The following is a 23,452-nucleotide window of genomic DNA, read 5'->3' on the forward strand; positions in this document are numbered from 1 at the left end:
GGCTCAGCTCGCGGGCTGCGCCTGCTCGATGCGCGGGAAGAGCGGCGGCACGGTCGTCACGCGGCCCGTGCCCTGCCACTCGTGCGCCGCCTGGATGCGCTGCGCGAGCACGTCGCCCTCGCCGCCGACCGCCGCCCACAGCTTCTGCGCCGTCTCGGGCATGACCGGCGCGAGCAGGATCGCGGCCGTGCCGATGCCGTGCACGTTCGAGGCGAGCACCGCGGCCAGCCGGTCGCGCTGCGCCTCATCCCTCGCGAGCACCCACGGCGCCTGCTCGGTGATGTAGCCGTTCAGCCGCTCGACGATCGACATGGCGGCGTCGACGGCCTCGTCGATCGCGAACCGGTCGATCGCCCGCTCGGCCCGGCCCACCGCATCCGTCGTGAGCGCCAGGATGTCGGCGTCGACGGCCACCTCGGGCACGACGCCGTCGCAGTACTTGTGCACCATCGCGATGACGCGCGAGGCGAGGTTGCCGAGGCCGTTGGCGAGCTCGGCGTGGTAGCGGGCGTCGAGGTCCTCCCACGAGAAGGAGCCGTCGGAGCCGAACGCGATCGCCGACATGAAGTAGTAGCGGAAGGCGTCGACGCCGAAGACCTCGGTGATCTGCCGCGGCTCGATGCCCGTCGCCTTCGACTTCGACATCTTCTCGCCGCCGACGAGCAGCCAGCCGTGGCCGAAGACGTGCGACGAGATCTCGATGCCCGCCGCCATCTGCATCGCGGGCCAGATGGCCGCGTGGAAGCGCGCGATGTCCTTGCCGACGATGTGCACGGCCGGCCAGCGACGCGCGAACAGCTCGTCGTCGACGCCGTAGCCGTTGGCGGTGATGTAGTTCAGCAGCGCCTCGAACCAGACGTAGACGACGTGCGTCTCGTCCCACGGCACCTTGATGCCCCAGTCGAAGGTGTTGCGGCTGATCGACAGGTCGTTGAGGCCCTGCTTCACGAACTGGCGCACCTCGTTGCGCACGTGCTCGGGCTGCACGTAGTCGGGGCGCTCCTCGTACAGCGCGAGCAGGCGGTCGCCGAACTCGCTGAGCTTGAAGAAGTAGTTCGCCTCTCGCACGACCTCGATCGGGCGGGAGTGGATGGCGCAGACGAGCTGGCCCTCGAACTCGCCGGTGCCGGGCACCAGGTCGTTCGCCGTCTTGTACTCCTCGCAGCCGACGCAGTACTGGCCCTCGAACTCGCCGTGGTAGATGTACCCGGCCTCCTTGAGGCGCTCGAGGAAGATGCGCACGCCGACCTTGTGCCGCTCGCTCGTGGTGCGGATGTAGTCGTCGTTGGCGATGTTCAGCAGCTCGAGCTGCGGGATCCAGGCGCTCTCGACGAGCCGGTCGGTCCACTCCTGCGGGCTCACGCCGTTCGCGGCCGCGGTGCGCATGATCTTCTGGCCGTGCTCGTCGGTCCCCGTGAGCATCCACGTGTCGTCTCCGCGCATGCGGTGCCAGCGGGCGAGCACGTCGGTGGCGACCTCGTTGTAGGCGTGACCGATGTGCGGCACGTCGTTGACGTAGTAGATCGGCGTCGTGACGGTGAAGCGCTCAGACATGCCCTCAATCCTACGGAGCGCGCGACGCCGTGCCGCCCAGCGGTGCGGCACGTTCAGGGAGACCGCTGCCCCAGCAGCCTCGTCGCGCGCAACGCCGCATACAGCTCCGCCGCCTCGGCCGGGCGGGAGACCGAGCGCCCGGTCAACGTGGCGATCCGGCCGAGTCGATAGCCGACCGTGTTGCGGTGGCAGTGCAGGAGGCGGCCAGCCTCGGCTGTCGACCCGTCTGCGGCGAACCACGCCTCCAGTGTCTCGAGCAAGCGCTCGGGATCGCCGGTCGCCGCAAGCGGCCCCAGGACATCGCGGCGCAGCTCGGCAGCGGCGGAGGCCTGTGTCGCGAGCAGCGTGTCGATCGGCGCGGTGCCGTACGCATGCACGCCGACGCTCCCCGGCGGCACGCATTCCAGCGACACCTGGCCCTGACGCAGGCCCCCGGGAGCATGCTCCATCGACGTGAACGGTCGGCTGGATCCCACCCGGGAGGTCGCGGCAGCGGCCAAGACCCGGGCAGCCGCGGAGACGTCGGATCGGGATGCGCATGCCAGGAGGCCCACATGCTCGCGCCCAGAGGTGGCCCAGACCGATCTGACGCCCGCGGAATGCAGCCGAGCGGGCGCCCCGGGCAAGGGGTCGTCTCCCGTCCCGCTGATCTCCGCGACGACGACGACGTAGTGCGCGGGCTCCGGCAGACCCAGAGCCCGGAGGGTGGGGCCGGCGTCGCGCGTGGTGCTGCCTTCCAGCAGCGAGAGGAGCATGACGCTGCGCGCCTGCAGGTCTCGCCGATCCTTCGCCTCCACGACCTCGCGATAGGCCTCCGCCGCAGCGGTCGAGAAGCGGTCGATGATGCCCCACACGTCAGAGGAGACCCGCACCAGCGACTCGGAGCTGTCGGTCGCAGCGGACCGACTGACCATCTCGTCCCACACGACGAGACCGGCGAGACGGTAGGCGTGCAGGAGGCTCGCCATGGGGATGCCCCGCTCGGCCTTCACCCTGCCGGCCAGGCGAGGCGCATCGAGCGAGGCGGCTCCGCCCGCGAGTGCTTCGAGCAGAGCCCGCACGTTGACGCGCACGATGTCGGCGAGCTGGTCGGCCGAGATCGCTCCTGCATACGCGACCTCGCCGCCCAGGATCTGCCGGGTCACTCGGTCGCTGAGCGCGTCGACCGAGCGGAGCAGGTCACCGAACAGCTCCGCTGCCGCGTCCGTGGCGGAATACGAGACGTCCGCGGAGATCGACATGGGAGCGACGATAGCGCAGACGACCGCTCTGGTTGTGCGCTGGCATGAACGGCGGGCCATTACCAGTGGCCGAGGCCCATTCCGGGGCCTGCCTGCCGCGGTCACAATGAATCCTGCTTGGTCGACGCTGTGCATGCGACCAACGGCATCGATCAAGGGAGATCCATGGCCAGCACCACGACTGCGCGCGAGGCGCTCCGAGGAGAAGAGCGTCGAGCACTCGACACGGTGATCGCGGAGCTCGCCGAGGGCGAGCACCGATGGGCGAAGACATCGCTCGCAGACCGTGCTGCGCTGCTGCGCCGCGTGCACGGATCCGTGGCGGCGTCCGCGGAGGCATGGGCCAGCACGGCGAGCAGCATCAAGGGGCTCGACCCCGAGTCGCAGCTCGTCGGCGAGGAGTGGATCTCGGGACCGTATCCGGTGCTCACCTCCTGCGGCCTCCTCGCCCACAGCCTCCACGCGCTCGCCCAGCGGAAGAGCCCGCTTGCGGGCATCAGGTTCGGCACCGCCCCCGGCGGTCGCGTCACCGTGCCGGTGCTCCCCCACAGCGCGCAGGAGGCGATCCTGCTGCACGGCTTCCGAGCGGAGGTGTGGATGCCGCCGGGCGTCGCAGCGTCGACGGTGCGGTCGCACGCCGGGCTCGCGGCCCACCGCCCTTCGCTCACACAGGGCGTCGGCCTGGTGCTCGGCGCAGGCAACATCACCTCCATCCCTCCGCTCGACGCGCTCTACGAGCTCGTCGCCAACAACCGGGTCGTGCTCCTCAAGCTCAACCCCGTGATGGCTGGGATGAAGCCTGTCTACGATGCTGCGCTCGCTCCGCTGGTCGATGCCGGCCTGGTCCGCATCGTGCTGGGCGGGAGCCGGGAGGGCGGGTACCTGGCGCACCACCCCGCCATCGCTCACGTGCACATCACAGGAAGCGCAGCGACGCACGACATCGTCGTGTACGGCGAGGGCCCCGAAGGTCAGGGGCGCAAGGCCGCGCGCAATCCGCTGCTCGACAAGCCCATCACGAGCGAGCTCGGTGGCGTGGCCCCCGTCATCATCGTGCCCGGCGACTGGACGAAGCGGGATCTGCGGTACCAGGCGGAGCACGTCGCGACGATGCGGCTGCACAACGGCGGCTACAACTGCATCGCCGGCCAGGTCGTCCTCCTGAGCGCGGACTGGAAGCAGAAGGACGCCTTCCTCGCCGAGTTGCGGAGCGCCCTCGCGCGGACACCTGGTCGCAGCCCGTGGTACCCGGGAAGCGATGACCGCTTGGCTGCAGCGTCCACGGCATACCCGAAGGCGGAGGCGCTCGGGCGCGGCAGGCTGCTGGTCCGGATCGAGGGGGATGACGACGCCTCCCCCCTGCTCTCGACAGAGTACTTCTCTCCGGTGCTCGGCGTCCTCGAGCTGCCCGGGACCGGCAGGAGGTTCCTGGATGCGGCGATCTCCACCGCCAACCGGGACCTGCGAGGAACGCTCGGCGCCAACGTCATCGCCGACCCGAGGGAGATCAGTGCCATGGGAGCGGACTTCCGCGAAGCCATCGCCGACCTCCGCTACGGGACGATCGCGATCAACGCCTGGACCGGAGTGGGCTTCCTCACGGCCGCCGCCCCGTGGGGCGCCTTTCCCGGGCACCCGCTCCACGACGTGCAGAGCGGCCACGGCGTCGTGCACAACGCGTTCCTCATCAGCGAACCCGAGCGCACGGTCGTGACGGGACCCTTCCGCCCCTTCCCCCGCTCCCTCGCGCACGGCGAGCTCGCGCTCTTCCCGAAGCCTCCGTGGTTCGTGACGTCGCGCAGCGCGCAGCGCACGGGGCGCCTGCTCGCCCGGTTCGCGGCCGAGCCGTCGTGGCGCAGGATGCCCGCGGTGTTCGGCGCTGCCTTCCGGGCCTAAAGATCTTCGCGGCCCCGGATCGCCGCCGCCGCCAAGCACCACACCCCACCATCGAGTCAAAGGAGACCTCTGTGGCATTCAGAAGCCCGCTGAGCGACGTCGAGATCCCCGATCTCAGCGTGTACGACTACCTGTTCGCCGACATCACCCCAGACGACCTCGACCGGGTAGCGACGATCGACGGCACCTCGGGCGCGAGCACCACCTATGGGGCCCTGCTCGACCAGATCCATGGCATCGCGGGCGCCCTCGCGGCGCGCGGGATCGGCGTGGGCGACGTCGTGGCACTCCACGCGCCGAACGTGCCGGCGTTCGTGTCGGTCTTCCACGGCATCCTCCGCTCCGGGGCCACGGCGACCACCGTGAACGCGCTGAGCACCGCCGATGATGCCGCAGCGCAGCTCCGCGACTCCGGCGCGAAGCTGATCCTCACGGCGTCCCCGCTGCTCGATGTCGCGGCGGCGGCCGCAGCGAGCGTCGGTCTCGGAACCGAGAGCGTCATCGTGATGGACGGCGCCCCCGGCCATGCGTCGTTGCGCGACCTCATTGCGCTCGGCGAGCCAGCGCCCCAGGTCTCCTTCGACCCAGCGACGCACCTCGCCGTCCTGCCGTACTCGTCCGGCACCACAGCCCGGCCCAAGGGCGTGATGCTCACGCACCGCAACCTGGTCGCCAACGTGGCGCAAGCGGGGCCGCTCGTCGGCGTCGCGCGCGACGACCGGGTGCTCGCGGTGCTCCCGTTCTTCCACATCTATGGGATGACGGTGCTCCTCAACCTTGCGATGGCGCGGCGCGCCGCGCTGGTGACGATGCCGCGGTTCGATCTCGTCCAGTTCCTGCGCATCATCCAGGACCACCGGTGCAGCTACGTCTTCATCGCGCCGCCGATCGCTGTCGCCCTCGCAAAGCATCCGATTGTCGACGACTACGACCTGTCGAGCGTGCACACCATCCTCTCGGGCGCGGCACCGCTCGACGGCGCGGTCGGCACCGCCGTCGCGGAACGGCTCGACTGCCGCGTGCGGCAGGGATACGGCATGACGGAGATGAGCCCGGTGTCGCACGTCATCCCCGTCGACCGCCCCGACATCCCGCTCAGCACCGTCGGCATCACGGTGCCCAACATGGAATGCAAGCTCATCCACCCGGTGACGGGCGACGAGATCCCCGTGCCCGACTCCGGCGTGAGCGAACCGGGGGAGCTGCTCTGCCGTGGCCCGAACGTCATGGTGGGCTACCTGGGCAACCCCGGGGCGACCGCCGAGACGCTCGAGCCCGACGGCTACCTCCACACCGGGGACATCGCGACGGTCACCGCCGAGGGATACGTCACGGTTGTCGACCGGCTCAAGGAGCTCATCAAGTACAAGGGGTACCAGGTCGCGCCTGCTGAGCTGGAGGCCGTCCTCCTCCGCCATCCGCTCATCGCGGACGCGGCCGTCATCGCCGGCCACGACTCCGACGGCGAAGAGGTCCCGAAGGCGTTCGTCGTGCTGCAGCCGGAAGCCGAGCTCGACGAAGCGGCGGTGATCGCGTTCGTCGCCGAACGCGTCGCCCCCCACAAGAAGGTGCGTCAGGTCGAGATGATCGACGCCATCCCGAAGTCCTCCGCCGGCAAGATCCTGCGCAAGGTGCTGCGCGAGGCGGAGGCGCTCGCATGAGCGCCGCCCGCCCATCGAGCAGCCGGGCTGCGCCCGACGCCGCAGAGGTGCACGACTTCGTCGTCGTCGGTGCCGGATCCGCGGGCTCGGCACTCGCCGGCCGGCTGACCGAGAGCGGCAAGCACTCGGTGCTGCTGCTCGAAGCAGGACCCGTCGACAAGAAGACTGAGATCCACATCCCGGCGGCGTTCTCCGCCCTGTTCCGCTCCGACCACGACTGGGACTACGACACCGAGCCTCAGCCCGAGCTCAACGGTCGCAGGATCTTCTGGCCGCGCGGCAAGATGCTCGGCGGCAGCTCCTCGATGAACGCGATGATGTGGGTGCGCGGGTTCCCCGAGGACTACGACGAATGGGCGGATGCGGCGGGCCCCGATTGGTCGTGGACGTCGCTGCTGCCCTACTTCCGCCGCGCGGCCGAGACCATCGGCGTCCAGGCACAGCGGAGCCCTCGCTCGCACACTGCGGCGTTCCTCGCAGCCGGGAAGGAGATCGGTCTCGACGTCGTCCAAGCCAACGGCGCGCAGCAGGAGGGCCTCACCCAGACCATGGTGACCCAGGTCAAGGGCGCGCGCGCGAGCGCCGCCGACGGCTACCTGAAGCCGGCGCGCAAGCGCAGGAACCTCACCGTCCGCACCGGCGCGCAGACCACCCGTGTCATGTTCGACGGGACGAGGGCCGTCGGCGTCGAATACGCGCAGGGCGCCGTGACCCGGCGCGTGCGCGCCGCGAAGGAGGTCATCCTCTGCGGCGGGGCGGTGAACACCCCTCAGCTGCTGATGCTCTCGGGCGTCGGCGATCGCGCAGCGCTCGAGGCGCTCGGCATCGACGTGGTGGCGCACGCCCCGGAGGTCGGCAGGAATCTGCGCGACCACCTCGTGTCCTTCCTCGCGGTCGACGCGACCTCCGACACGCTGTTCCTGGCCCAGAAGCCCGAGCAGCTCGCGCAGTACCTCGCCCGGAGGAAGGGCATGCTCACGTCCAACATCGCCGAGGCCTACGGCTTCATCCGGACCGACCCGACGCTGGATCTGCCCGACATCGAGCTGATCTTCGCGCCCGCGGCGTTCATCGGCGAGGGACTGATCAGCCACCCGGGCCACGGCCTCACAGTGGGGGCGATCCTCCTCAAGCCGGAGAGCTCTGGCACGGTGAGCCTCGCATCCGCAGATCCGCTGGACAAGCCGTTCATCGACCCGCGGTACCTCACCGATCCAGCGGGCAAGGACCGCGCGACCCTGATGGCCGGGCTCCTGGCGTGCGAGAGGATCATCGCGTCCAAGGCTCTGCAAGGAGTCTCCGATGGCACGTTCATCCAGCCGGCGGGCGGCGAGCACCTCTCGGTCGAGGAGCGCGACGCGCTCGCCATCGACCGGTACGCCCACACGCTCTACCACCCCGTGGGCACGGCGCGCATGGGATCCGATGAAGGCTCGGTCGTCGACGAGCAGCTGCGCGTACGGGGCGTGGAAGGGCTGCGGGTCGCAGACGCCTCGATCATGCCGGCGATCATCCGCGGGCATACGAATGCGCCCTCCGTCGTGATCGGCGAGAAGGCCGCCGATCTCCTGCTCGGTGTGCCCGCCGATGCAACGATGAAGCGAGGCGTCTGACTGCGCCGCTCTGCCGGGCAGCGCGATGGAGCTAAGGACGGAGGCCATTGCTGGCCTCCGTCGCGACCCCAGTCCTGGGCCCCGGGCCCAGCGCGGCCCGGTAGAGCGCGTTGCGCTGGTGGCCGGTCGCCTCCGCGACCTCGGCGGCGGCCTCCTTCAGCCGCATCCCGCCCTCCTTGAGGCGCAGAACCTGCGCGACGGCGGCGGGCAGGTCGGAGAGCACCGGCGCCGCGCCCTCGATGACGATGACGATCTCGCCCTTCACGTCGGCCTGCGCCCAGGGCAGCAGCTCGGCGGCGGTGCCGCGACGCACCTCCTCGAACTTCTTCGTGAGCTCGCGCGCGACGGCGACGCGCCGGCCCGGCATGGAGCGGTCGATGGCCTCGATCGACTCGGCGAGCCGGTGCGGTGCCTCGAACAGCACGACCGTGCGCTCCTCTCCGGCGATGGCGGCCAGCATGCGGTCGCGGTCGCCGGCCTTGCGCGGCAGGAAGCCGTCGAACGCGAAGCGGTCGGTCGGCAGGCCCGAGAGTGCGAGCGCCGTGAGCACCGCGGAGGGGCCCGGCAGGCAGGTGACGTCGACGCCGGCGGCGACGGCCGCCTGCACGAGGCGGAAGCCCGGGTCGCTCACGGTGGGCATGCCGGCGTCCGTGAGCACGAGCACGTCGGCCTCCCGCGCGCGGTCGACGAGGGCGGGTGCCGCTGCCTCCTCGTTGTGCTCGTGCAGGGCGACGAGCTGCGGCTGCGCCCCGATGCCGAGCGCGCGCAGCAGCTGGCGGGCGGTGCGGGTGTCCTCGGCGGCGATGACGGGTGCGGTCGCGAGCGCGTGCCGCAGCCGCTCGCTCGCGTCGCCGATGTTGCCGATGGGCGTCGCGCCGAGGATGATCACGCGGCAAGGCTACGTGCTGCACGCAGGCGCATCGGGGCGACGAATGCGACAATCGCCGCGTGACCCTGCCGCGCACCGTCGATCCCGCCGAGGGCGGCGACGCGGTGCTCGACGGCCCGGCACCCGCGGCACCCTCCCGCCGCCGCGGCGCACGGATCGCCGCGGCGTACACCTCGGTCGAGCGGCGCCTGACGGAGCCGCGCATCCGCCGCCGCATCGAGATCGGGGCGCCGGCCGCCATCCTGGCGATCGCGGCGGTCGCGCGCCTGACCGTGCTCGGCCACCCCGGCGTGCTCTCCTTCGACGAGACCTACTACGTCAAGGAAGGCTGGTCGACGTGGCAGCTCGGCTACGAGGGCGAGTGGGTCGAGGGCAGCGACGAGCGATTCGAGGCGGGCGATGCGGGCGGGCTCACGACCGAGCCCGACTACGTGGTGCACCCGCCGCTCGGCAAGTGGATCATCGGCATGGCGATGGCCGTGCTCGGCATGGGCGATCCCTTCTGGTGGCGGTTGCCGAGCGCCCTCGCGGGCATCGCGCTCGTCGGCCTCACCTACGCGATCGCGCGCGGCATGCTGCGCTCGGTGGCGTTCGCGTCGCTCGCCGGCTTCTGGATGGCGATCGACGGCTTCGCGATCGTCATGAGCCGCACCGCGCTGCTCGACGGCATCCTGGCCCTCTTCGTGCTGGCCGGGGCCGGCGCGCTGCTCGTCGACCGGCGCGGCTCCCCCGCGCGCACCGTGCGCGCCCTCGCCGAACGGCCCCGGCGCATCCTCGCCGCCATGTGGACGCGGCCCTGGCTCGTCATCGCGGGCGTGCTGCTCGGCGCCGCGTGCGCGACGAAGTGGTCGGGCGCCGTGTTCCTCGCCGCCTTCGGGCTCTGGACGGTGCTGCTCGACGCCCTCGACCGGCGGCGCGCAGGCTACCGATCGCCGTGGCTCGGCACGCTGCTGTCGCAGGCGCCGGCGAGCTTCGTGCTGCTCGTCGGGCCCGCGCTCGTCGTCTACGTCGCGAGCTACGTCGGCTGGTTCGACGGCGGCTGGGGCTCGCAGCTCATGCTCGAGCGCGCCGACCTGCGCTGGGGCGGGCTGCTCGCGTGGGTGCCGCTCGGGCTGCAGTCGCTCTGGGCGTACCACGCGCAGCAGCTCGGCTTCCACGTGGGGCTCACCGGCGACCACTCGTACCAGTCGCCCGCCTACGAGTGGCTGTGGCTCGGCCGCCCGACGGGCTTCGAGATGGCGTCCAGTGATGCGGGCACCTGGTGGGTGACGGCGCTGCCGAACCTCGTCGTCTGGTACGCCGGAATCGTCGCGCTCGGCTTCCTGCTCTACCGCTTCGGCCGCACGCTCGACCGGCGCGTGGGCTTCCTGCTCGTCGCGATCGCTGCCGGGTACGTGCCGTGGCTCGCGTTCCCGGAGCGCACGATCTTCTTCTTCTACGCGATCGTCTTCCTGCCGTTCCTCGTCATCGGGCTCGCGCACGCGCTGCAGGTGCTCGTCGGGCCGCCGCGCCGTCCGTCGACCGGCTCCGTGTCGGCTGGGCCGCATAGTCCGGTCGGGGACGCGCGGAGCCGGTCGACGGACGGGCTCGGGGTGGGTCACGAGGCGGCGGACGACGCGCGGCCGGTCGATGACGCGGCGGATGCGTCGGCAAGGCTCGACGCCGACCTCGCGGCCGCCGTGCCCGGCCCGGCCGCGCGGGCTGCGACGCGGACCGCGCGCGACGACGTCGAGCGCCGCGCGTGGGGCTGGCTGACGGTCGCGGCGCTCGTGCTCGCGAGCATCGCCGTCGCGCTCTGGTTCCTGCCCGTCTGGTACGGCATCGAGCTGCCCTCCGACCTCGTGCGGCTGCGCTACTGGCCGCCGACGTGGCCAGGCCGCTGAGGTCCCCGCTGACGGGTCAGAACGGCTCGGGCAGGTCGCAGACGAAGCCGCGGCAGCGGTAGGCGCCCGGCGCCTCCTTCCCGGCGAGCAGCTCGAAGCCGGCATCCGCGAGCTCGACCGCCTGCGCGGGGCTCACGACGAGGGCGCCGGGCTCGCGGCGCAAGGCCGCGGGCGGGTCGCCGACGAGCACGAGCGTCTGCGGCGGCTCGGCGAGGACCGCCGCGACCCGCAGCGTCGCGGCGCCGGCGAACGGGTTGCGGATGGCCAGGGTCGCGTCGAGCAGGCGGGTCGCGCGCTCGAGGTGCTCGGCGTCGCCGCTCAGCGCGTAGAGCCCGTGCAGCGCTCCCGCGAGCGCGGCCTCGCCCGACGGCGCGTCGCCGTCGGAGGCCGGCCCGAGCTCGAGCGCCGGGCCCTGCCCGGCGACGGCGGCGGGATCGGGTGCCGCCTCGAGGATCGCGCGGGCCTCCACGGCCCAGCGCGCTTCGCCGGTCGCGGCGGTGAGCGCGAGCAGGCCGCTCGCGAGGCAGCCGGCGTCGGCCGCGGTCGCGACCGCGTCGGAGGCCTGCCCGTCGAGGCTCGCGTGCACGAGCTGCACGCCCTCGGGCGTAGGTCGCACGTGATGCGCGAGCAGGTGCTCCGCCGCGCCGCGTGCGAGCGTGAGCGCCCGCTCATCGCCGTCGCGCAGCGCCCGGATGCTGAGCGCCTCGATCGCGAGCCCGTTCGCGGCCGTCACGACGAGCCGGTCGAGCGGCGGCCGCTCGCGCTCGGGCGACGGCGGGCCCAGGTGCCAGCCGCCCTCGACGCGCTGCCCACGCACGGTCGACTCGGCGTCCTCGGCGACCGCGAGCGCGCCGCCGGACAGCCGCAGCACGTCGTCGAGGAAGCCGACGATGCCGGCCGCCACGGTCTCGCGCCCGAGCAGCGTCGCGGCGTGCAGCAGCTGCGCGTTGTCGATGAGCATCCGCTCGAAGTGGGGCGCGGCCCAGTCGCGGCGCGTCGCGTAGCGGAAGAAGCCGCCGTCGCGGCCGCGCAGGTGCGAGTAGCCGCCGCCCGCGACCACCGCGTCGTCGCCGGCCGCCGCGTCGAGCAGCCGGCCCGCGAGCGCCGGATCGACGTCGACGAGCGCCAGGATGAGCGGCGCCTGCGGGAACTTCTGCCCCTCGCCGAGCCCGCCGTGCTCCGGGTCCTCCTGCGCCGCGACGCCGGCGAGCGCCGCCCGGATCTCGGCCGCGTCCGGCAGCGCGTCGGCACGCTCGCCGGAGCCGGCCCGCGCGGCGCGGAGCGCCTCCTGCACGCGCCCCGCGGTGTCGAGCACCGCATCCGGCTGCTCCTGCCAGGCCGCGGCGACGCCGCGGAGCACGTCGCGGAAGCCGGGCACGCCCTGCCGGGCGGTGGGCGGGTAGTAGGTGCCGGCGAAGAACGGCTGCCCGTCGGGCGTGAGGAAGACGCTGAGCGGCCAGCCGAGCTGGCGCGTGAAGGCCGATGCCGCGCCCATGAGCGCGGCGTCGACGTCGGGCCGCTCCTCGCGGTCGACCTTCACGGCGACGAAGCCTGCGCGGAGCGCGGCTCCGACCTCGGCGTCGGCGAACGACTCGCGCGCCATCACGTGGCACCAGTGGCACGTGGCGTAGCCGACCGACGCGAAGACCGGCACGCCGCGCTCGCGCGCCTCGGCGAACGCCGCCTCGCCCCACTCCCGCCAGTCGACCGGGTTGTCGGCGTGCAGCCTGAGGTAGGCGCTCGCGGCGCCCGCGAGCCGGTTGTCGACGCTCTCCATCCGCCCACGCTACGCCTGCCGCCTCAGCGCCCGCCGGTGCGGTCGAACTCCGTGCGCTCGAACGGGACCCGTTCCACCGCAGGGGACCCGGTGCACCGGGTCCCGCTCGGTGGAAGGGGTCCCGCTCGGTGGAACGGATCACACCAGCGAGCGGGCGCCGGGCCTCACCAGCGCGTGGGGCGGCGCATGCGGTGCCAGTTGCGGCACGGCTGCGTCGAGCCGCGGCGCACGCCCGTGCAGGGCGGCATCGCCTCGGGCGGCTCGGCCTCGAGCACGATCGACCGCCCGTCGAGGTCGAGCTCGCGGCTCGTGGACCACAGGTGCCACGCCGGCTGCATCGCGTTGCTCAGCACCTCGCAGTCGCAGTAGCCGCCCGCTGCACGCAGCCGCGGCAGCAGCGCCGTCGCGCGCGGCGCCGCGAGGTCGCGGTAGAGCTCGGCGAACCGCAGGTCGCCGTCGCAGCTCGAGCGCTCGAGCGCGCGGTCGAGGAAGCAGGCGACGCACTCCCCGGGGTGCGGCACGAGCCAGTCGTCGAGCAGGCTGCGCACGTAGGCCTCGGCCTCGTCGCTGATCGATCTCTCCATGCCGCGCACGGTCGCAGACCTCCCGGCCGGCCCGTGCGGCGCATCCGCCCGCCTGTGGAGGGCCGCGCTGCACGGCCGTCCACCCCGTCGGCGGCGACGGCCGGCGGATCGACCCGCTCGACCGACGACGACCCGGTGCACCGGGTCGTGCCGGGTGCAACGGGTCGTCGAGCGGGATCGGTTCCGGACGGGGCGGGCGGATGCGTCCGCCCGGCGGGGTCGGGTCAGCTCACCTCGGCGGGGTCGGCCGAGACGCGGCCGGCCGCGCCCTGGTCGAGCGCGTCGATCGCCGCGATGTCCTCGGGCGTCAGCTGCACCGACGCGGCGGCGAGGTTCTCGGCCATGCGCTCGGGGCTGCTCGACTTGGGGAAGACGATCCGGCCCTCGGCGAGGTGCCAGGCCAGCGTGACCTGCGCCCACGAGACGCCGAGGCGCTGCGCGATCTCGCCGATGACGCCGGTCGAGTAGTCGACCTTGCCCTGGCCGAGCGGGCCCCAGGCCTCGATCTTGATGTCGTGCTGCGCCGAGAGCTCGACCGCGGCGCGCTGCTGGAACTGCGGGTGCAGCTCGATCTGGTTGACCGCGGGCACGATGCCGGTGTCGAGGATCTCGGGCAGGTAGCGCTCGTCGAAGTTCGAGACGCCGATCGACGAGGTGAGGCCCTCGTCGCGCATCGCGGCGAGCGTCTGCCAGGTCTCGACCGGGCTGCCGTTCGCGGGCGTCGGCCAGTGGATGAGGTAGAGGTCGACGTGGTCGAGGCCGAGCATCTCGAGGCTCGCGCCCAGCGCCTCACGCGCCGCCGCCTCGCCGCGCCGGTCGTTCCAGAGCTTCGTCGTGACGTAGAGCTCGTCGCGCGCGATGCCGCTCGCGGCGAGCGCGCGGCCGACGCCCTCCTCGTTGCCGTAGATGGTGGCGGTGTCGATGTGGCGGTAGCCGGCCTCGAGCGCCTCGGTGACGATGCGCTCGGTCTCGGCCGGGTCGACCTTGAAGACGCCGAACCCGAGCTGCGGGATCGTGCGGCCGTCGTTGAGCTGCAGGGTGGGGATGGTGGTCATTCGGTCTCCTCGATCGTGGACCTGTCCTCGGGCAGGGCTGCGGTGTCGACGCCGGGCACGTGGCGCTCGTCGGGGCCGCTGTACGCCGAGAGGGGGCGGATGAGCGCGTTGTTGGCGCGCTGCTCGATGATGTGGGCGGTCCAGCCGGTGACGCGCGCCGCGACGAACAGCGGCGTGAAGATCGGCACGTCGAAGCCGATGAGCGCGTAGGCGGGGCCCGACGGGAAGTCGAGGTTGGGCTTGATGGGCTTGCGGTCGGCCATCGCCTGCTCGAGCGCCGTGTACATCTCGAGCGTCTCGGGGGCGTCGTAGTGCTCGACGAGCCGCTCGAGCGCGGCGCGCATGGTGGGCACGCGCGAGTCGCCGTTCTTGTAGACCCGGTGCCCGAAGCCCATGATCTTGCGCTTCTCGTCGAGCGCGGTCTGCATCCACGCGTCGGCCTTCGACGGCTCGCCCACCTCGTGGAAGACCTCCATCACGGCCTCGTTCGCGCCGCCGTGCAGGTGGCCCTTGAGCGCGCCGACGGCCGCGGTGACCGCCGAGTAGAGGTCGGCGAGCGTCGAGGTGACGACGCGGGCGGTGAAGGTGGATGCGTTGAACGAGTGCTCGGCGTAGAGCACCATCGACTGGTTGAAGGCATCGACGACGACCTCGTCGGCCTCCTCGCCGAACGACATCCAGAGGAAGTTCGCGGCGTAGTCGAGGTCGTCGCGCGGGGGCACAAGCTGCTCGCCGCGGCGGCGGCGCTGCTCGTAGCTGACGATCGCCGGCAGCACGGCGAAGAGCGCGAACGCCTTGTCGAGGTCGGTGGATGCGTCGTCGGCGTCGGGGTCGTTGGCCCCGACGATGCTGACGGCCGTGCGCACGACGTCCATCGGGTGCGCGCTCGTGGGCAGCGCATCCATGACCGTCTTGACGTTGTCGGGCAGCGCACGCAGCCCGCGCTCCTTCGCGCGGAACTCAGTCAGCTGCGCCGCGTCGGGCAGCTCGCCGTGCCAGAGCAGGTAGGCGACAGCCTCGAACGGCTGCGTCGCGGCGAGCTCCTGGACCGGGTAGCCGCGGTAGAGCAGCGAGTTCGTGTCGGGGTTGACCTTCGAGATCTCGGTGGTGTCGGCGACGACGCCGGCGAGCCCCTTCTTGATCTCGGGCTGGGCCTCGGGCTGGGTCATGGTGCTCCTCGGTGAACAGGTGTGGGGCGCGATCCGACTCTAGGGCACGGCCGCTCCGAAGATCGTTCGCCCGGCGAACGACGTCTGTGCCCGGGCATGGGCGATCACGATGCCGCAACGATCCACCGATGCTCGCAGGATGCGCCGGAGGCCCGCGATAGCGTCGCCTGTCGCCCGCGAGGGCTGGAACGAGACCGCACCGAACGACACGAGACGAGCTGAGACGCCATGGCCGAGACGCCGCCCACGACCCCTGAGCATCCGCGCCGCACCCCCGTGCGGCAGGTCATCCGGGAGGTGACGGAGCCCGGCCTCGTGCATCCGGCGCTCATCCCCGGCATCGGCGTCGAGCGCACCGGCCGCACCTTCGGCACGAACTGGGCCGTGTTCGCGATCGCCGGCGCCTTCATCGCCGCCGTCATCGTCTGGGGCATCCTCGACCCGGCGAGCATCCAGGCGACCGGCTCGGCCTCGCTCGGCTGGGTGACGACGAACTTCGGCTGGCTCTTCGGGGCGCTCACGATCGCGATCACGGTCTTCATGATGTTCGTCGGCTACGGCCGCACCGGCGGCGTGCGGCTCGGCTCCGACGACGAGGAGCCCGAGTTCTCGACCGTCTCCTGGATCGCGATGCTCTTCTCCGCCGGCATCGGCATCGGCCTGCTCTTCTACGGCCCCATGGAGCCGCTCACCTACTTCCTCGCTCCCCCGCACGGCTTCGACGCTGAGCCCGGCACCGTCGACGCGATGCACTCCGCGCTCGCGCAGACGCTGCTCCACTGGGGACCGATGGCGTGGGCCTACTACGCGCTCGTGGGCGGCGCGATCGCCTACGGCGCCTACCGCCGCGGGCGCTCGCCGCTGATCTCGGCGATCTTCACGCCCATCTTCGGCCAGCGCACCGAGGGCTGGCTCGGCCAGCTCGTCGACGTCTTCGCGATCATCGTCACGCTCGGCGGCACCGCCATCTCGCTCGGCATCGGCGCGCTGCAGATCGGCCGCGGCTTCGAGATGGTCGCGGGGATCGGCGAGGTCGGCAACGCCTTCATCATCGGCACCATCGCGGTGCTCACGGCCCTCTTCGTGGTCTCGGCCGTCTCGGGCATCAAGCGCGGCATCCGGGCCCTGTCGAACATCAACATGGTCGTGGCCGGCGTGCTCGGGGTCTTCGTGCTCGTCGCTGGCCCGACGCTGCTGCTGCTGAACCTGCTGCCGTCGGTCACGGTCGCGTTCTTCGAGGACCTCGGCACGATGCTCATGCGCAACCCCGCGCAGAGCGAGGACTCGGCCGCGTTCCTCTCCGCCTGGACCACCTACTACTGGGCGTGGTGGGTGTCGTGGACACCGTTCGTCGGGATGTTCGTCGCGAAGATCTCCCGCGGCCGCACCCTGCGCGAGTTCGTCACCGTCGTCGTGGTCGTGCCGTCGGCCGTCTGCCTCGTCTGGTTCACGATCGTCGGCGGCACGTCGATGTCGATGGAGGCGGCCGGGCTCGGCATCAGCGAGGCGGGCTCGTCGGAGGCGATGCTCTTCGCGATGCTCGGCAACCTGCCGTTCGGCGTCATCACGTCGATCCTCGCGCTCGTGTCGATCGTCATCTTCTTCGTCACCTCCGCCGACTCGGCGTCGATCGTGATGGCGTCGATGAGCCAGGGCGGCAAGCCCGAGCCGAGCCGCTGGGTGACCATCACGTGGGGAGTGCTGCTCGGCGCGACCGCCGCGACGCTGCTCGTCGCCGGCGGCGAGGAGGCGCTCAGCGGCGTGCAGTCGCTCATGGTCGTGACGGCGCTGCCCTTCGCGTTCGTGGTGATCGGCATCATGGTCGCCTGGGCGAAGGACCTGCGCACGGACCCCTACATGCTGCGCCACAAGTACGCGAAGGCCGCAATCGCGCAGGGCGTGCGGCTCGGCATCGAGGAGCACGGCGACGACTTCGTCTTCGGCTCGAGCGGCGTGCACGCCGACGACGGCGCGGGCGCGTGGCTCGACACCGACGACCCGGCGCTCACCGAGTGGTACACGGATGCGACGACCGGGCCGATCGACGCCCAGGGCGTGCAGCGCACCCTCGACCCCGGTCGCATCCAGCCGAAGGGCCCGGATCGCCCCGACCACACCGCGTCGGGCGACAACGCGCTCGTCGTCGGCGAGGAGGAGCGGGAGCGGCGCGCGGCGGAGCGGCCCGCCCCGCCGGCGTCCGAGTAGTGCTCCCGTTCGTCGAGTGGGCCCGCAGGGCCTCCCCGTTCGTCGAGTAGGCCCGCAGGGCCGTATCGAGACGAAGCCGGGCGCGGTCTCGATACGGCCGCTCCGCGGCCTACTCGACCAACGGGGTGCTGCGGTCTCGATACGGCCGCTGCGCGGCCTACTCGACCAACGGGGCGAGGTACGGCCGCTCCCCACCCCGTTCGTCGAGTAGGCCCGGAGGGCCGTATCGAGACGAAGCCGAGCTCGGTCTCGATACGGCCGCTGCGCGGCCTACTCGACCGACGGGGTGACGCGGCCTACTCGACCAACGGAATGCCGCGGCTCAGGCCACGCCGAGCGCCCGCGCCACCACCAGCAGCTGCACCTCGCTCGTTCCCTCGCCGATCTCGAGGATCTTCGAGTCGCGGAAGTGCCGCGCCACCGGGTACTCGTTCATGAAGCCGTTGCCGCCGAAGATCTGCGTCGCCTCGCGCGCATTGTCCATCGCGGCGTCGCTCGCGGTGAGCTTGGCGATCGCCGCCTCGGTCTTGAACGGCTTGCCGGCGTCGCGCAGGCGCGCCGCGTGGTGCCACGCGAGGCGCGCGCTGTGCACGCGCGCCTGCATGCGCGCGAGCGTGAACTGGATGCTCTGGCGGGTCGACAGCGGCTCGCCGAAGACCGTGCGCTGCTTCGCGTAGTCGACCGCGGCCTCGAGGCAGCCCTCGGCCGCGCCGGTGGCGAGCGCCGCGATCGCGATGCGCCCCTCGTCGAGGATGTGCAGGAAGTTGGCGAAGCCGCGGCCGCGCTCCCCCAGCAGGTTCGCCGCGGGCACGCGCGCGTCGGAGAAGGTGAGCGGATGCGTGTCGGAGGCGTGCCAGCCGACCTTGTCGTAGCCGGGGTCGACAGTGAAGCCGGGGGTGCCGTTCGGCACGATGATCGTCGAGATCTCCTTGCGGCCGTCCTGCTCGCCCGTGACAGCCGTGACGGTGACGAACTTCGTGATGGACGTGCCGGAGTTGGTGATGAACTGCTTCGCGCCGTTGATGACCCACTCGTCGCCGTCGAGGCGCGCGGTCGTGCGGGTCGCGCCCGCGTCGGAGCCGGCGCCGGGCTCGGTGAGGCCGAAGCCGGCCAGCGCGGTGCCCTCGAGCAGCGGCGGCAGCAGCTCGGCCTGCTGCTCGGGCGTGCCGAAGCGGAACACGGGCATGGCGCCGAGGCTCACGCCCGCCTCGAGCGTGATGGCGATCGACTGGTCGACGCGCGCGAGCGCCTCGATCGCGAGGCAGAGCGCGAAGTAGTCGCCGCCCTGGCCGCCGTGCTCCTCGGGGAAGGGGATGCCGAACAGGCCCATCTCGCCCATCTGGGCGACGACGTCCATCGGGAGCGTCTTCGTGCGGTCGGCCTCGTACGAGACGGGCGCCACGACGCGGTCGGCGAAGTCGCGGATGGTCTCCGCGAGCGTCAGCTCGTCGTCGCTGAGGGCGTAGGTGGCCAGATCGATCGTCATCCCGTCTCCTTGTGTCTAGGGAGCCGCCATCCGCGCGGGATGCCGCGATCCGATCGGGATCAGTCGGCCTCGCTCCGCGCTGAGCAGTCGCCTTGCACCTTACGGCACGGAGGCGAACGGCTCGGCGCGGAGCGGGGCCGAGGGCGCGGCTATGCCTGCCGCGCCCTCGTGTACTGCGGAGGCCAGACGGATGCCTCGGGCTCGCCGTCGAGGGCGGCCTCGGCCGCGAGGGCCCAGTGCGGGTTGCGCAGCCACGCGCGGGCGAGCATCACCGCGTCGGCGTCGCCCTCGGCGAGCAGCTGCTCGGCGTGCGACGGCTCGTCGATGAGCCCGACGGCGTTGACGGGCAGGCCCGTCGCGGCGCGCACGTCGCGGGCGAAGTGCACCTGGTAGCCGGGCCCGAGCGGGATCTCCTGCCGCGGGTCGAGCCCGCCGGAGGAGAGGTCGAACCAGTCGGCGCCCGCATCGGCGGCGGCGCGCACGTGCTCGATCGTGAGGCGCGTGTCGATGCCGCCCTCGACCCAGTCGGAGGCGCTGAGGCGCACCATGAGCGCGGCGTCCGGCGCCGCCTCGCGCACGGCCGCGACGACGCGGCGCAGCAGCTCGACGCGGAGGCCGTCGGCGTCGGGCCCCCACTCGTCGTCGCGGTGGTTGGTGAGCGGTGAGAGGAACTGGTGCAGCAGGTAGCCGTGCGCGGCGTGGACCTCGATCGCGTCGAAGCCCGCGGCCGCGGCGCGTCGGGCGCCCTCGGCGAAGCGCTCCGGCAGCTGCGCCACCTCGTCGGCACCCAGCGCGCGCGGCGGCGCGAACCGGCCGAACGCATCCGCGCCCGCGCTGACCGTCTGCCAGCCGCCCTCGCCCTGCGGCACGCTGCCGCGGCCGCTCCACGGGCGGTACGTGGATGCCTTGCGGCCGGCATGGGCGAGCTGGATGGCGGGCACGGCGCCGTGGGCGCGGATGCGCTCGGCGATCACCGCCCACGCCTCGCCTTGCTCGTCGTCCCAGATGCCGGCGTCCTGCGGCGAGATGCGGCCCTCGGGCACGACCGCGGCGGCCTCGGTCATGACGAGGCCCGCGCCGCCGCGCGCGAAGGAGGCGAGGTGCTCGAGGTGCCACTGGCCGGGCACGCCGTCGAGCTGCTCGCACGAGTACTGGCACATGGGCGAGACCCAGGCGCGGTTGCGCACCTCGACGGCGCCCACCGTGACGGGCGAGAAGAGCAGGCTCATCCGTGCGCGCCCCCGATGAGGCGACCGGGCACCTCGAAGTCGAACACGCCCTCGTCGAAGGCGCTGTAGGCGGCGTAGTCGTTGAGCTCGTAGAGCCGCGCGCGCGTCTGCATGCGCTCGACCGCGCCCTCGAGGGTGCCCGTCTCGGCCAGCACGCCGAGCTCGCGCTCGATCGCGCCCATCGCGATGCGCAGCAGCGACACCGGGTGGATGGCGATGTTGACCCCCACGTCCTGCAGCTGCTGGTGGGTGAAGAGCGCGCTCTTGCCGAACTCGGTCATGTTGGCGAGGATCGGCACGTCGACGGCCTCGCGGATCGCCGCGAACTCCTCGAGCGTGGCCATCGCCTCGGGGAAGATCGCGTCGGCGCCGGCGGCCTCGAGCGCCTTCGCGCGGTCCTTCGCGGCCTCGAGCCCGGCGACGCCGCGGATGTCGGTGCGGGCCATGATGAGCAGGTCGCTGTCGCGGCGCGCGGCGACGGCGGCCGCGATGCGCTGCACCGCCTGGTCGAGCGGCACGACCTCCTTGCCGTCGAGGTGGCCGCACCGCTTGGGGTTGACCTGGTCCTCGAGGTGGAGTCCCGAGACGCCCGCGTCCTCGAGCTCGTGCACGGCGCGCGCGACGTTCATCGCCTCGCCGAAGCCCGTGTCGGCGTCGATGAGCGTCGGCAGGTCGGTCATGCGCGAGATCTCGCGGCCGCGCTGGGCGACCTCGGTGAGCGTCGTCAGGCCGATGTCGGGCAGCCCCAGCTCGGCCGCCATGACGGCGCCCGAGATGTAGGCCCCCTCGAAGCCGAGCTGCTGGATGAGCGGCGCCGACAGCGGCGTGAAGGCGCCCGGGAAGCGCTGCAGCGTGCCGGAGGCGAGGCCCGCCCGCAGCGCCTTGCGCTTCTCGTTGGGCGTGACGCTGGTCGACAGCACTAGAAGATGCCCTGCGTCGTGCCGGCGTCGACGGTGCCCGCGGGCGCCACGACGTTGAGCTGCCGCACCTCGTCGGCCGTCAGCTCGGGCAGGCGCTCGACGAGCCCGAGGAAGCGGTCGATCTCTGCGTCGTCGATGATGCCCTGCGCGAGCGTGCGCAGCTTCTGCACGTACTCCGCCCGGCCGAACGGGCGCGCGCCGGCCGGGTGCGCATCCGCCACCGAGATCTCGTCCTCGATCGTCTCGCCCGAGGTGAGCGTGATGACGATGCGGCCGCCGAACGCCTTCTTGTCGGGGTCCGGGTCGTGGTAGCGCTCGGTCCACACTGGGTCCTCGAGCGTGGAGATCTTGTTCCACAGCTCGACCGTGTCCGGCCGGGCGGCGCGCTCGGGCGCGTAGGAGTCGACGTGGTGCCAGCCGCCGTCCTGCAGCGCGACCGCGACGATGTACGGGATCGAGTGGTCGAGGGTCTCGCGCGAGGCCGTCGGGTCGTACTTCTGCGGGTCGTTGGCGCCCGAGCCGATGACGTAGTGCGTGTGGTGGCTCGTGTGCAGCACGATCGACGCGACGTTCTCGGGGTCGCGCAGCTCGGGGCGCTCGGCGCCGAGCTTGCGCGCGAGGTCGATCCAGGCCTGCGCCTGGTACTCGGCCGAGTGCTCCTTCGTGTACGTGTCGAGGATGCCGCGCTTGGGCTCGCCCGGCGCGGGCAGTGGCACCTGGTAGGCGCCCTCCCAGCCGTCGAGCAGCCAGGCGATCACGCCGTCCTCGCCCTCGTAGATCGGCACGGGGCTCGTCTGGCCGCGCATGGCGCGGTCGACCGACTCGACCGCCATCTTCCCGGCGAACGCGGGGGCGTGCGCCTTCCAGGTGGAGATCTCGCCCTTGCGCGACTGGCGGGTGGCGGTCGTGGTGTGCAGCGCCTGGCCGACCGCCTGGAAGATCGTCTCGGCCTCGAGGCCGAGCATCGTGCCGATGCCGGCGGCGGCCGACGGGCCGAGGTGGGCGACGTGGTCGATCTTGTGCTTGTGGAGGCTGATCGCGCGCACGAGGTCGACCTGGATCTCGTAGCCGGTCGCGATGCCGCGCACGAGCGCGCGCCCGTCGCAGCCGACGTGCTGCGCGACCGCGAGGATCGGCGGGATGTTGTCGCCCGGGTGGGAGTAGTCGGCGGCCAGGAACGTGTCGTGGTAGTCGAGCTCGCGCACGGCGACGCCGTTCGCCCAGGCGGCCCACTCGGGGCTCACGCGGTCCTCGATGCCGTAGACCGCGGCACCGGGCTCGTACGGGTGGCGCTGCGCCTGCTCGCGGGCTGACACGACCGGCGGGCGGTTGAGGCTCGCGATCGCCACCGACGCGTTGTCGATGATGCGGTTCGCGATCATCTCGACGACCTCGGCCTCGACCTCGACCGGGTCGACGGCGACCTGGGCGATCTTCCAGGCGAGCTGCTCCTCGCGGGGCAGGTTCTCGGCGCTCTTGCGGGCTCTCACATCATGGTGCTGCATGGTGCCGAGCCTAGCGATGCACGCTGACGGCGCGTGCCGCGTGACGCCCCTGGCCGCCGAGGGGGCACGGGCGTACGATCGGCACGACTCCCGAAGCGGAGGCCTCGATGAGGAGGCGGTCATGGCGGTCGTCGGCCGTTCCCGGGCACGCGCGATGCGCTGCCTCGTCGCCGTGGCCGCGCTGGTCGCCCTGAGCGGCTGCCTGCCCACCGGCGGCGGCCCCGACCGCACCGACCCGGGCGCGACCGCGTCCCCTGCGGAGCCGATCGGCCACATGCTCGGCCCGTCGGCGCGCTGCCACGACGACGTCTTCTGGGGCGGCCCCGAGGACAAGGTCGACGAGGTGCCGGCCGACGCCCAGTACCGCGGCGGCTTCGACCTGCCGGGCGCGCTCGACCGCTTCGACGTGCTGTGCGCGTCGAGCTGGACGATGCTGACGAACGACTGCCGGATGCGGTTCGCCCGCGCCTACCTCGACGGCGGCGACGACGGCGCGCGGCTCGACGAGATCGACCAGGCGCTCGTCGCGTGGGCCACCGAGCGCGGCATGGAGCAGACGCGCATCTCGATGAGCGACAACACGCGCAGCTACGGCATCTCGGTGCACCCCGACGGGGCCCTCACGACGCTCCTGCAGTGGGATGCGGTGAGCCGCCACGAGGGCGCCGACGGCGTGCAGATGCACGCCGACATGGCGGGCATCCCGCTCGACCGCGGCGACGTCGTCGTCTCGTGGCAGGTGTGCCCGGCGCTGCAGGGCTGGGAGACCCCGCCGGCGCCGTGAC

17 protein-coding genes are annotated in these 23,452 nt (G+C 72.3%); 6 read left to right on the forward strand and 11 right to left on the reverse strand.

What is annotated here, in order from left to right:
- Nucleotides 1-3: 3 nt before the first annotated feature.
- On the reverse strand, nt 4-1,554 hold the full coding sequence (metG, locus tag AC1RNL_RS07640) for a methionine--tRNA ligase (protein ID WP_492934886.1): 1,551 nt from the start codon (nt 1,552-1,554) through the stop codon (nt 4-6).
- 53 nt (nt 1,555-1,607) lie between these two features.
- Nucleotides 1,608-2,795 (reverse strand): PucR family transcriptional regulator, encoded by a 1,188-nt coding sequence (locus AC1RNL_RS07645; protein ID WP_492934887.1) that lies wholly within the window; start codon nt 2,793-2,795, stop codon nt 1,608-1,610.
- A gap of 597 nt (nt 2,796-3,392) precedes the next feature.
- Between AC1RNL_RS07645 and AC1RNL_RS07650 the strand changes: the two genes are divergently transcribed.
- The 3 genes from AC1RNL_RS07650 to AC1RNL_RS07660 all read left to right on the forward strand — a co-directional run bounded on the left by AC1RNL_RS07650 (nt 3,393) and on the right by AC1RNL_RS07660 (nt 7,965).
- Nucleotides 3,393-4,691, forward strand: coding sequence for an aldehyde dehydrogenase family protein (locus AC1RNL_RS07650; RefSeq protein ID WP_492934888.1), 1,299 nt, complete (start codon nt 3,393-3,395; stop codon nt 4,689-4,691).
- A 71-nt stretch (nt 4,692-4,762) separates the two neighbouring features.
- Complete coding sequence (locus AC1RNL_RS07655; protein ID WP_492934909.1) at nt 4,763-6,352, forward strand: AMP-binding protein; 1,590 nt, start codon at nt 4,763-4,765, stop codon at nt 6,350-6,352.
- The gene (locus tag AC1RNL_RS07660) at nt 6,349-7,965 is read left to right on the forward strand and encodes a GMC family oxidoreductase (RefSeq protein ID WP_492934889.1); all 1,617 of its coding nucleotides are present in this window, start codon (nt 6,349-6,351) and stop codon (nt 7,963-7,965) included. The genes AC1RNL_RS07655 and AC1RNL_RS07660 overlap by 4 nt, the downstream gene beginning before the upstream one ends.
- A 31-nt stretch (nt 7,966-7,996) precedes the next feature.
- Here AC1RNL_RS07660 and rsmI read toward each other — a convergent pair whose 3' ends face one another.
- Nucleotides 7,997-8,854: a 16S rRNA (cytidine(1402)-2'-O)-methyltransferase gene (gene rsmI, locus AC1RNL_RS07665; RefSeq protein ID WP_492934890.1), complete on the reverse strand. Its 858-nt coding sequence runs from the start codon at nt 8,852-8,854 to the stop codon at nt 7,997-7,999.
- A 59-nt stretch (nt 8,855-8,913) separates the two neighbouring features.
- Between rsmI and AC1RNL_RS07670 the strand changes: the two genes are divergently transcribed.
- Nucleotides 8,914-10,737 carry a dolichyl-phosphate-mannose--protein mannosyltransferase gene (locus AC1RNL_RS07670; protein WP_492934891.1) on the forward strand — a complete coding sequence of 608 codons (1,824 nt, stop codon included), beginning with the start codon at nt 8,914-8,916 and terminating at the stop codon, nt 10,735-10,737.
- 16 nt (nt 10,738-10,753) lie between these two features.
- On the opposite strand, the gene AC1RNL_RS07675 is transcribed toward AC1RNL_RS07670, so the two are convergent.
- The 4 genes from AC1RNL_RS07675 to AC1RNL_RS07690 form a co-directional block, all read right to left on the reverse strand.
- Complete coding sequence (locus AC1RNL_RS07675; protein ID WP_492934892.1) at nt 10,754-12,514, reverse strand: thioredoxin domain-containing protein; 1,761 nt, start codon at nt 12,512-12,514, stop codon at nt 10,754-10,756.
- Between the two features lie 164 nt (nt 12,515-12,678).
- The gene (locus AC1RNL_RS07680) at nt 12,679-13,098 is read right to left on the reverse strand and encodes a DUF2695 domain-containing protein (RefSeq protein ID WP_128189473.1); all 420 of its coding nucleotides are present in this window, start codon (nt 13,096-13,098) and stop codon (nt 12,679-12,681) included.
- Nucleotides 13,099-13,322: 224 nt separating this feature from the next.
- Nucleotides 13,323-14,153 (reverse strand): aldo/keto reductase, encoded by an 831-nt coding sequence (locus tag AC1RNL_RS07685; RefSeq protein WP_492934893.1) that lies wholly within the window; start codon nt 14,151-14,153, stop codon nt 13,323-13,325.
- Nucleotides 14,150-15,322: a bifunctional 2-methylcitrate synthase/citrate synthase gene (locus AC1RNL_RS07690; RefSeq protein WP_492934894.1), complete on the reverse strand. Its 1,173-nt coding sequence runs from the start codon at nt 15,320-15,322 to the stop codon at nt 14,150-14,152. Before AC1RNL_RS07690 ends, AC1RNL_RS07685 begins: the two co-directional genes overlap by 4 nt.
- 228 nt (nt 15,323-15,550) lie before the next feature.
- Between AC1RNL_RS07690 and AC1RNL_RS07695 the strand changes: the two genes are divergently transcribed.
- Nucleotides 15,551-17,527, forward strand: coding sequence for a BCCT family transporter (locus tag AC1RNL_RS07695; RefSeq protein WP_492934895.1), 1,977 nt, complete (start codon nt 15,551-15,553; stop codon nt 17,525-17,527).
- 322 nt (nt 17,528-17,849) lie between these two features.
- Here AC1RNL_RS07695 and AC1RNL_RS07700 read toward each other — a convergent pair whose 3' ends face one another.
- The 4 genes from AC1RNL_RS07700 to AC1RNL_RS07715 all read right to left on the reverse strand — a co-directional run bounded on the left by AC1RNL_RS07700 (nt 17,850) and on the right by AC1RNL_RS07715 (nt 22,667).
- Complete coding sequence (locus tag AC1RNL_RS07700) at nt 17,850-19,013, reverse strand: acyl-CoA dehydrogenase family protein (protein ID WP_492934896.1); 1,164 nt, start codon at nt 19,011-19,013, stop codon at nt 17,850-17,852.
- Between the two features lie 149 nt (nt 19,014-19,162).
- Complete coding sequence (locus AC1RNL_RS07705; RefSeq protein WP_310121616.1) at nt 19,163-20,242, reverse strand: oxidoreductase; 1,080 nt, start codon at nt 20,240-20,242, stop codon at nt 19,163-19,165.
- The gene (gene prpB / locus AC1RNL_RS07710) at nt 20,239-21,162 is read right to left on the reverse strand and encodes a methylisocitrate lyase (protein ID WP_128189461.1); all 924 of its coding nucleotides are present in this window, start codon (nt 21,160-21,162) and stop codon (nt 20,239-20,241) included. The genes AC1RNL_RS07705 and prpB overlap by 4 nt, the downstream gene beginning before the upstream one ends.
- Nucleotides 21,162-22,667, reverse strand: coding sequence for an MmgE/PrpD family protein (locus AC1RNL_RS07715; protein ID WP_400531405.1), 1,506 nt, complete (start codon nt 22,665-22,667; stop codon nt 21,162-21,164). Before AC1RNL_RS07715 ends, prpB begins: the two co-directional genes overlap by 1 nt.
- Before the next feature lie 121 nt (nt 22,668-22,788).
- On the opposite strand from AC1RNL_RS07715, the gene AC1RNL_RS07720 reads away from it, so the two are divergent.
- Complete coding sequence (locus AC1RNL_RS07720) at nt 22,789-23,451, forward strand: hypothetical protein (protein WP_492934897.1); 663 nt, start codon at nt 22,789-22,791, stop codon at nt 23,449-23,451.
- Nucleotide 23,452 lies beyond the last annotated feature (1 nt).

The organism is Agrococcus sp. GW821-FHT14H11, from assembly GCF_058803545.1.

What these genes read in the sequence shown, in the direction of transcription:
- metG (WP_492934886.1), bottom strand. Translation starts at nt 1,554, where the DNA reads ATGTCTGAGCGCTTCACCGTCACGACGCCGATCTACTACGTCAACGAC.
- AC1RNL_RS07645 (WP_492934887.1), bottom strand. Translation starts at nt 2,795, where the DNA reads ATGTCGATCTCCGCGGACGTCTCGTATTCCGCCACGGACGCGGCAGCG.
- AC1RNL_RS07650 (WP_492934888.1), top strand. Translation starts at nt 3,393, where the DNA reads ATGCCGCCGGGCGTCGCAGCGTCGACGGTGCGGTCGCACGCCGGGCTC.
- AC1RNL_RS07660 (WP_492934889.1), top strand. Translation starts at nt 6,349, where the DNA reads ATGAGCGCCGCCCGCCCATCGAGCAGCCGGGCTGCGCCCGACGCCGCA.
- AC1RNL_RS07675 (WP_492934892.1), bottom strand. Translation starts at nt 12,514, where the DNA reads ATGGAGAGCGTCGACAACCGGCTCGCGGGCGCCGCGAGCGCCTACCTC.
- AC1RNL_RS07680 (WP_128189473.1), bottom strand. Translation starts at nt 13,098, where the DNA reads ATGGAGAGATCGATCAGCGACGAGGCCGAGGCCTACGTGCGCAGCCTG.
- AC1RNL_RS07685 (WP_492934893.1), bottom strand. Translation starts at nt 14,153, where the DNA reads ATGACCACCATCCCCACCCTGCAGCTCAACGACGGCCGCACGATCCCG.
- AC1RNL_RS07690 (WP_492934894.1), bottom strand. Translation starts at nt 15,322, where the DNA reads ATGACCCAGCCCGAGGCCCAGCCCGAGATCAAGAAGGGGCTCGCCGGC.
- AC1RNL_RS07695 (WP_492934895.1), top strand. Translation starts at nt 15,551, where the DNA reads ATGGCCGAGACGCCGCCCACGACCCCTGAGCATCCGCGCCGCACCCCC.
- AC1RNL_RS07700 (WP_492934896.1), bottom strand. Translation starts at nt 19,013, where the DNA reads ATGACGATCGATCTGGCCACCTACGCCCTCAGCGACGACGAGCTGACG.
- AC1RNL_RS07705 (WP_310121616.1), bottom strand. Translation starts at nt 20,242, where the DNA reads ATGAGCCTGCTCTTCTCGCCCGTCACGGTGGGCGCCGTCGAGGTGCGC.
- AC1RNL_RS07715 (WP_400531405.1), bottom strand. Translation starts at nt 22,667, where the DNA reads ATGCAGCACCATGATGTGAGAGCCCGCAAGAGCGCCGAGAACCTGCCC.
- AC1RNL_RS07720 (WP_492934897.1), top strand. Translation starts at nt 22,789, where the DNA reads ATGGCGGTCGTCGGCCGTTCCCGGGCACGCGCGATGCGCTGCCTCGTC.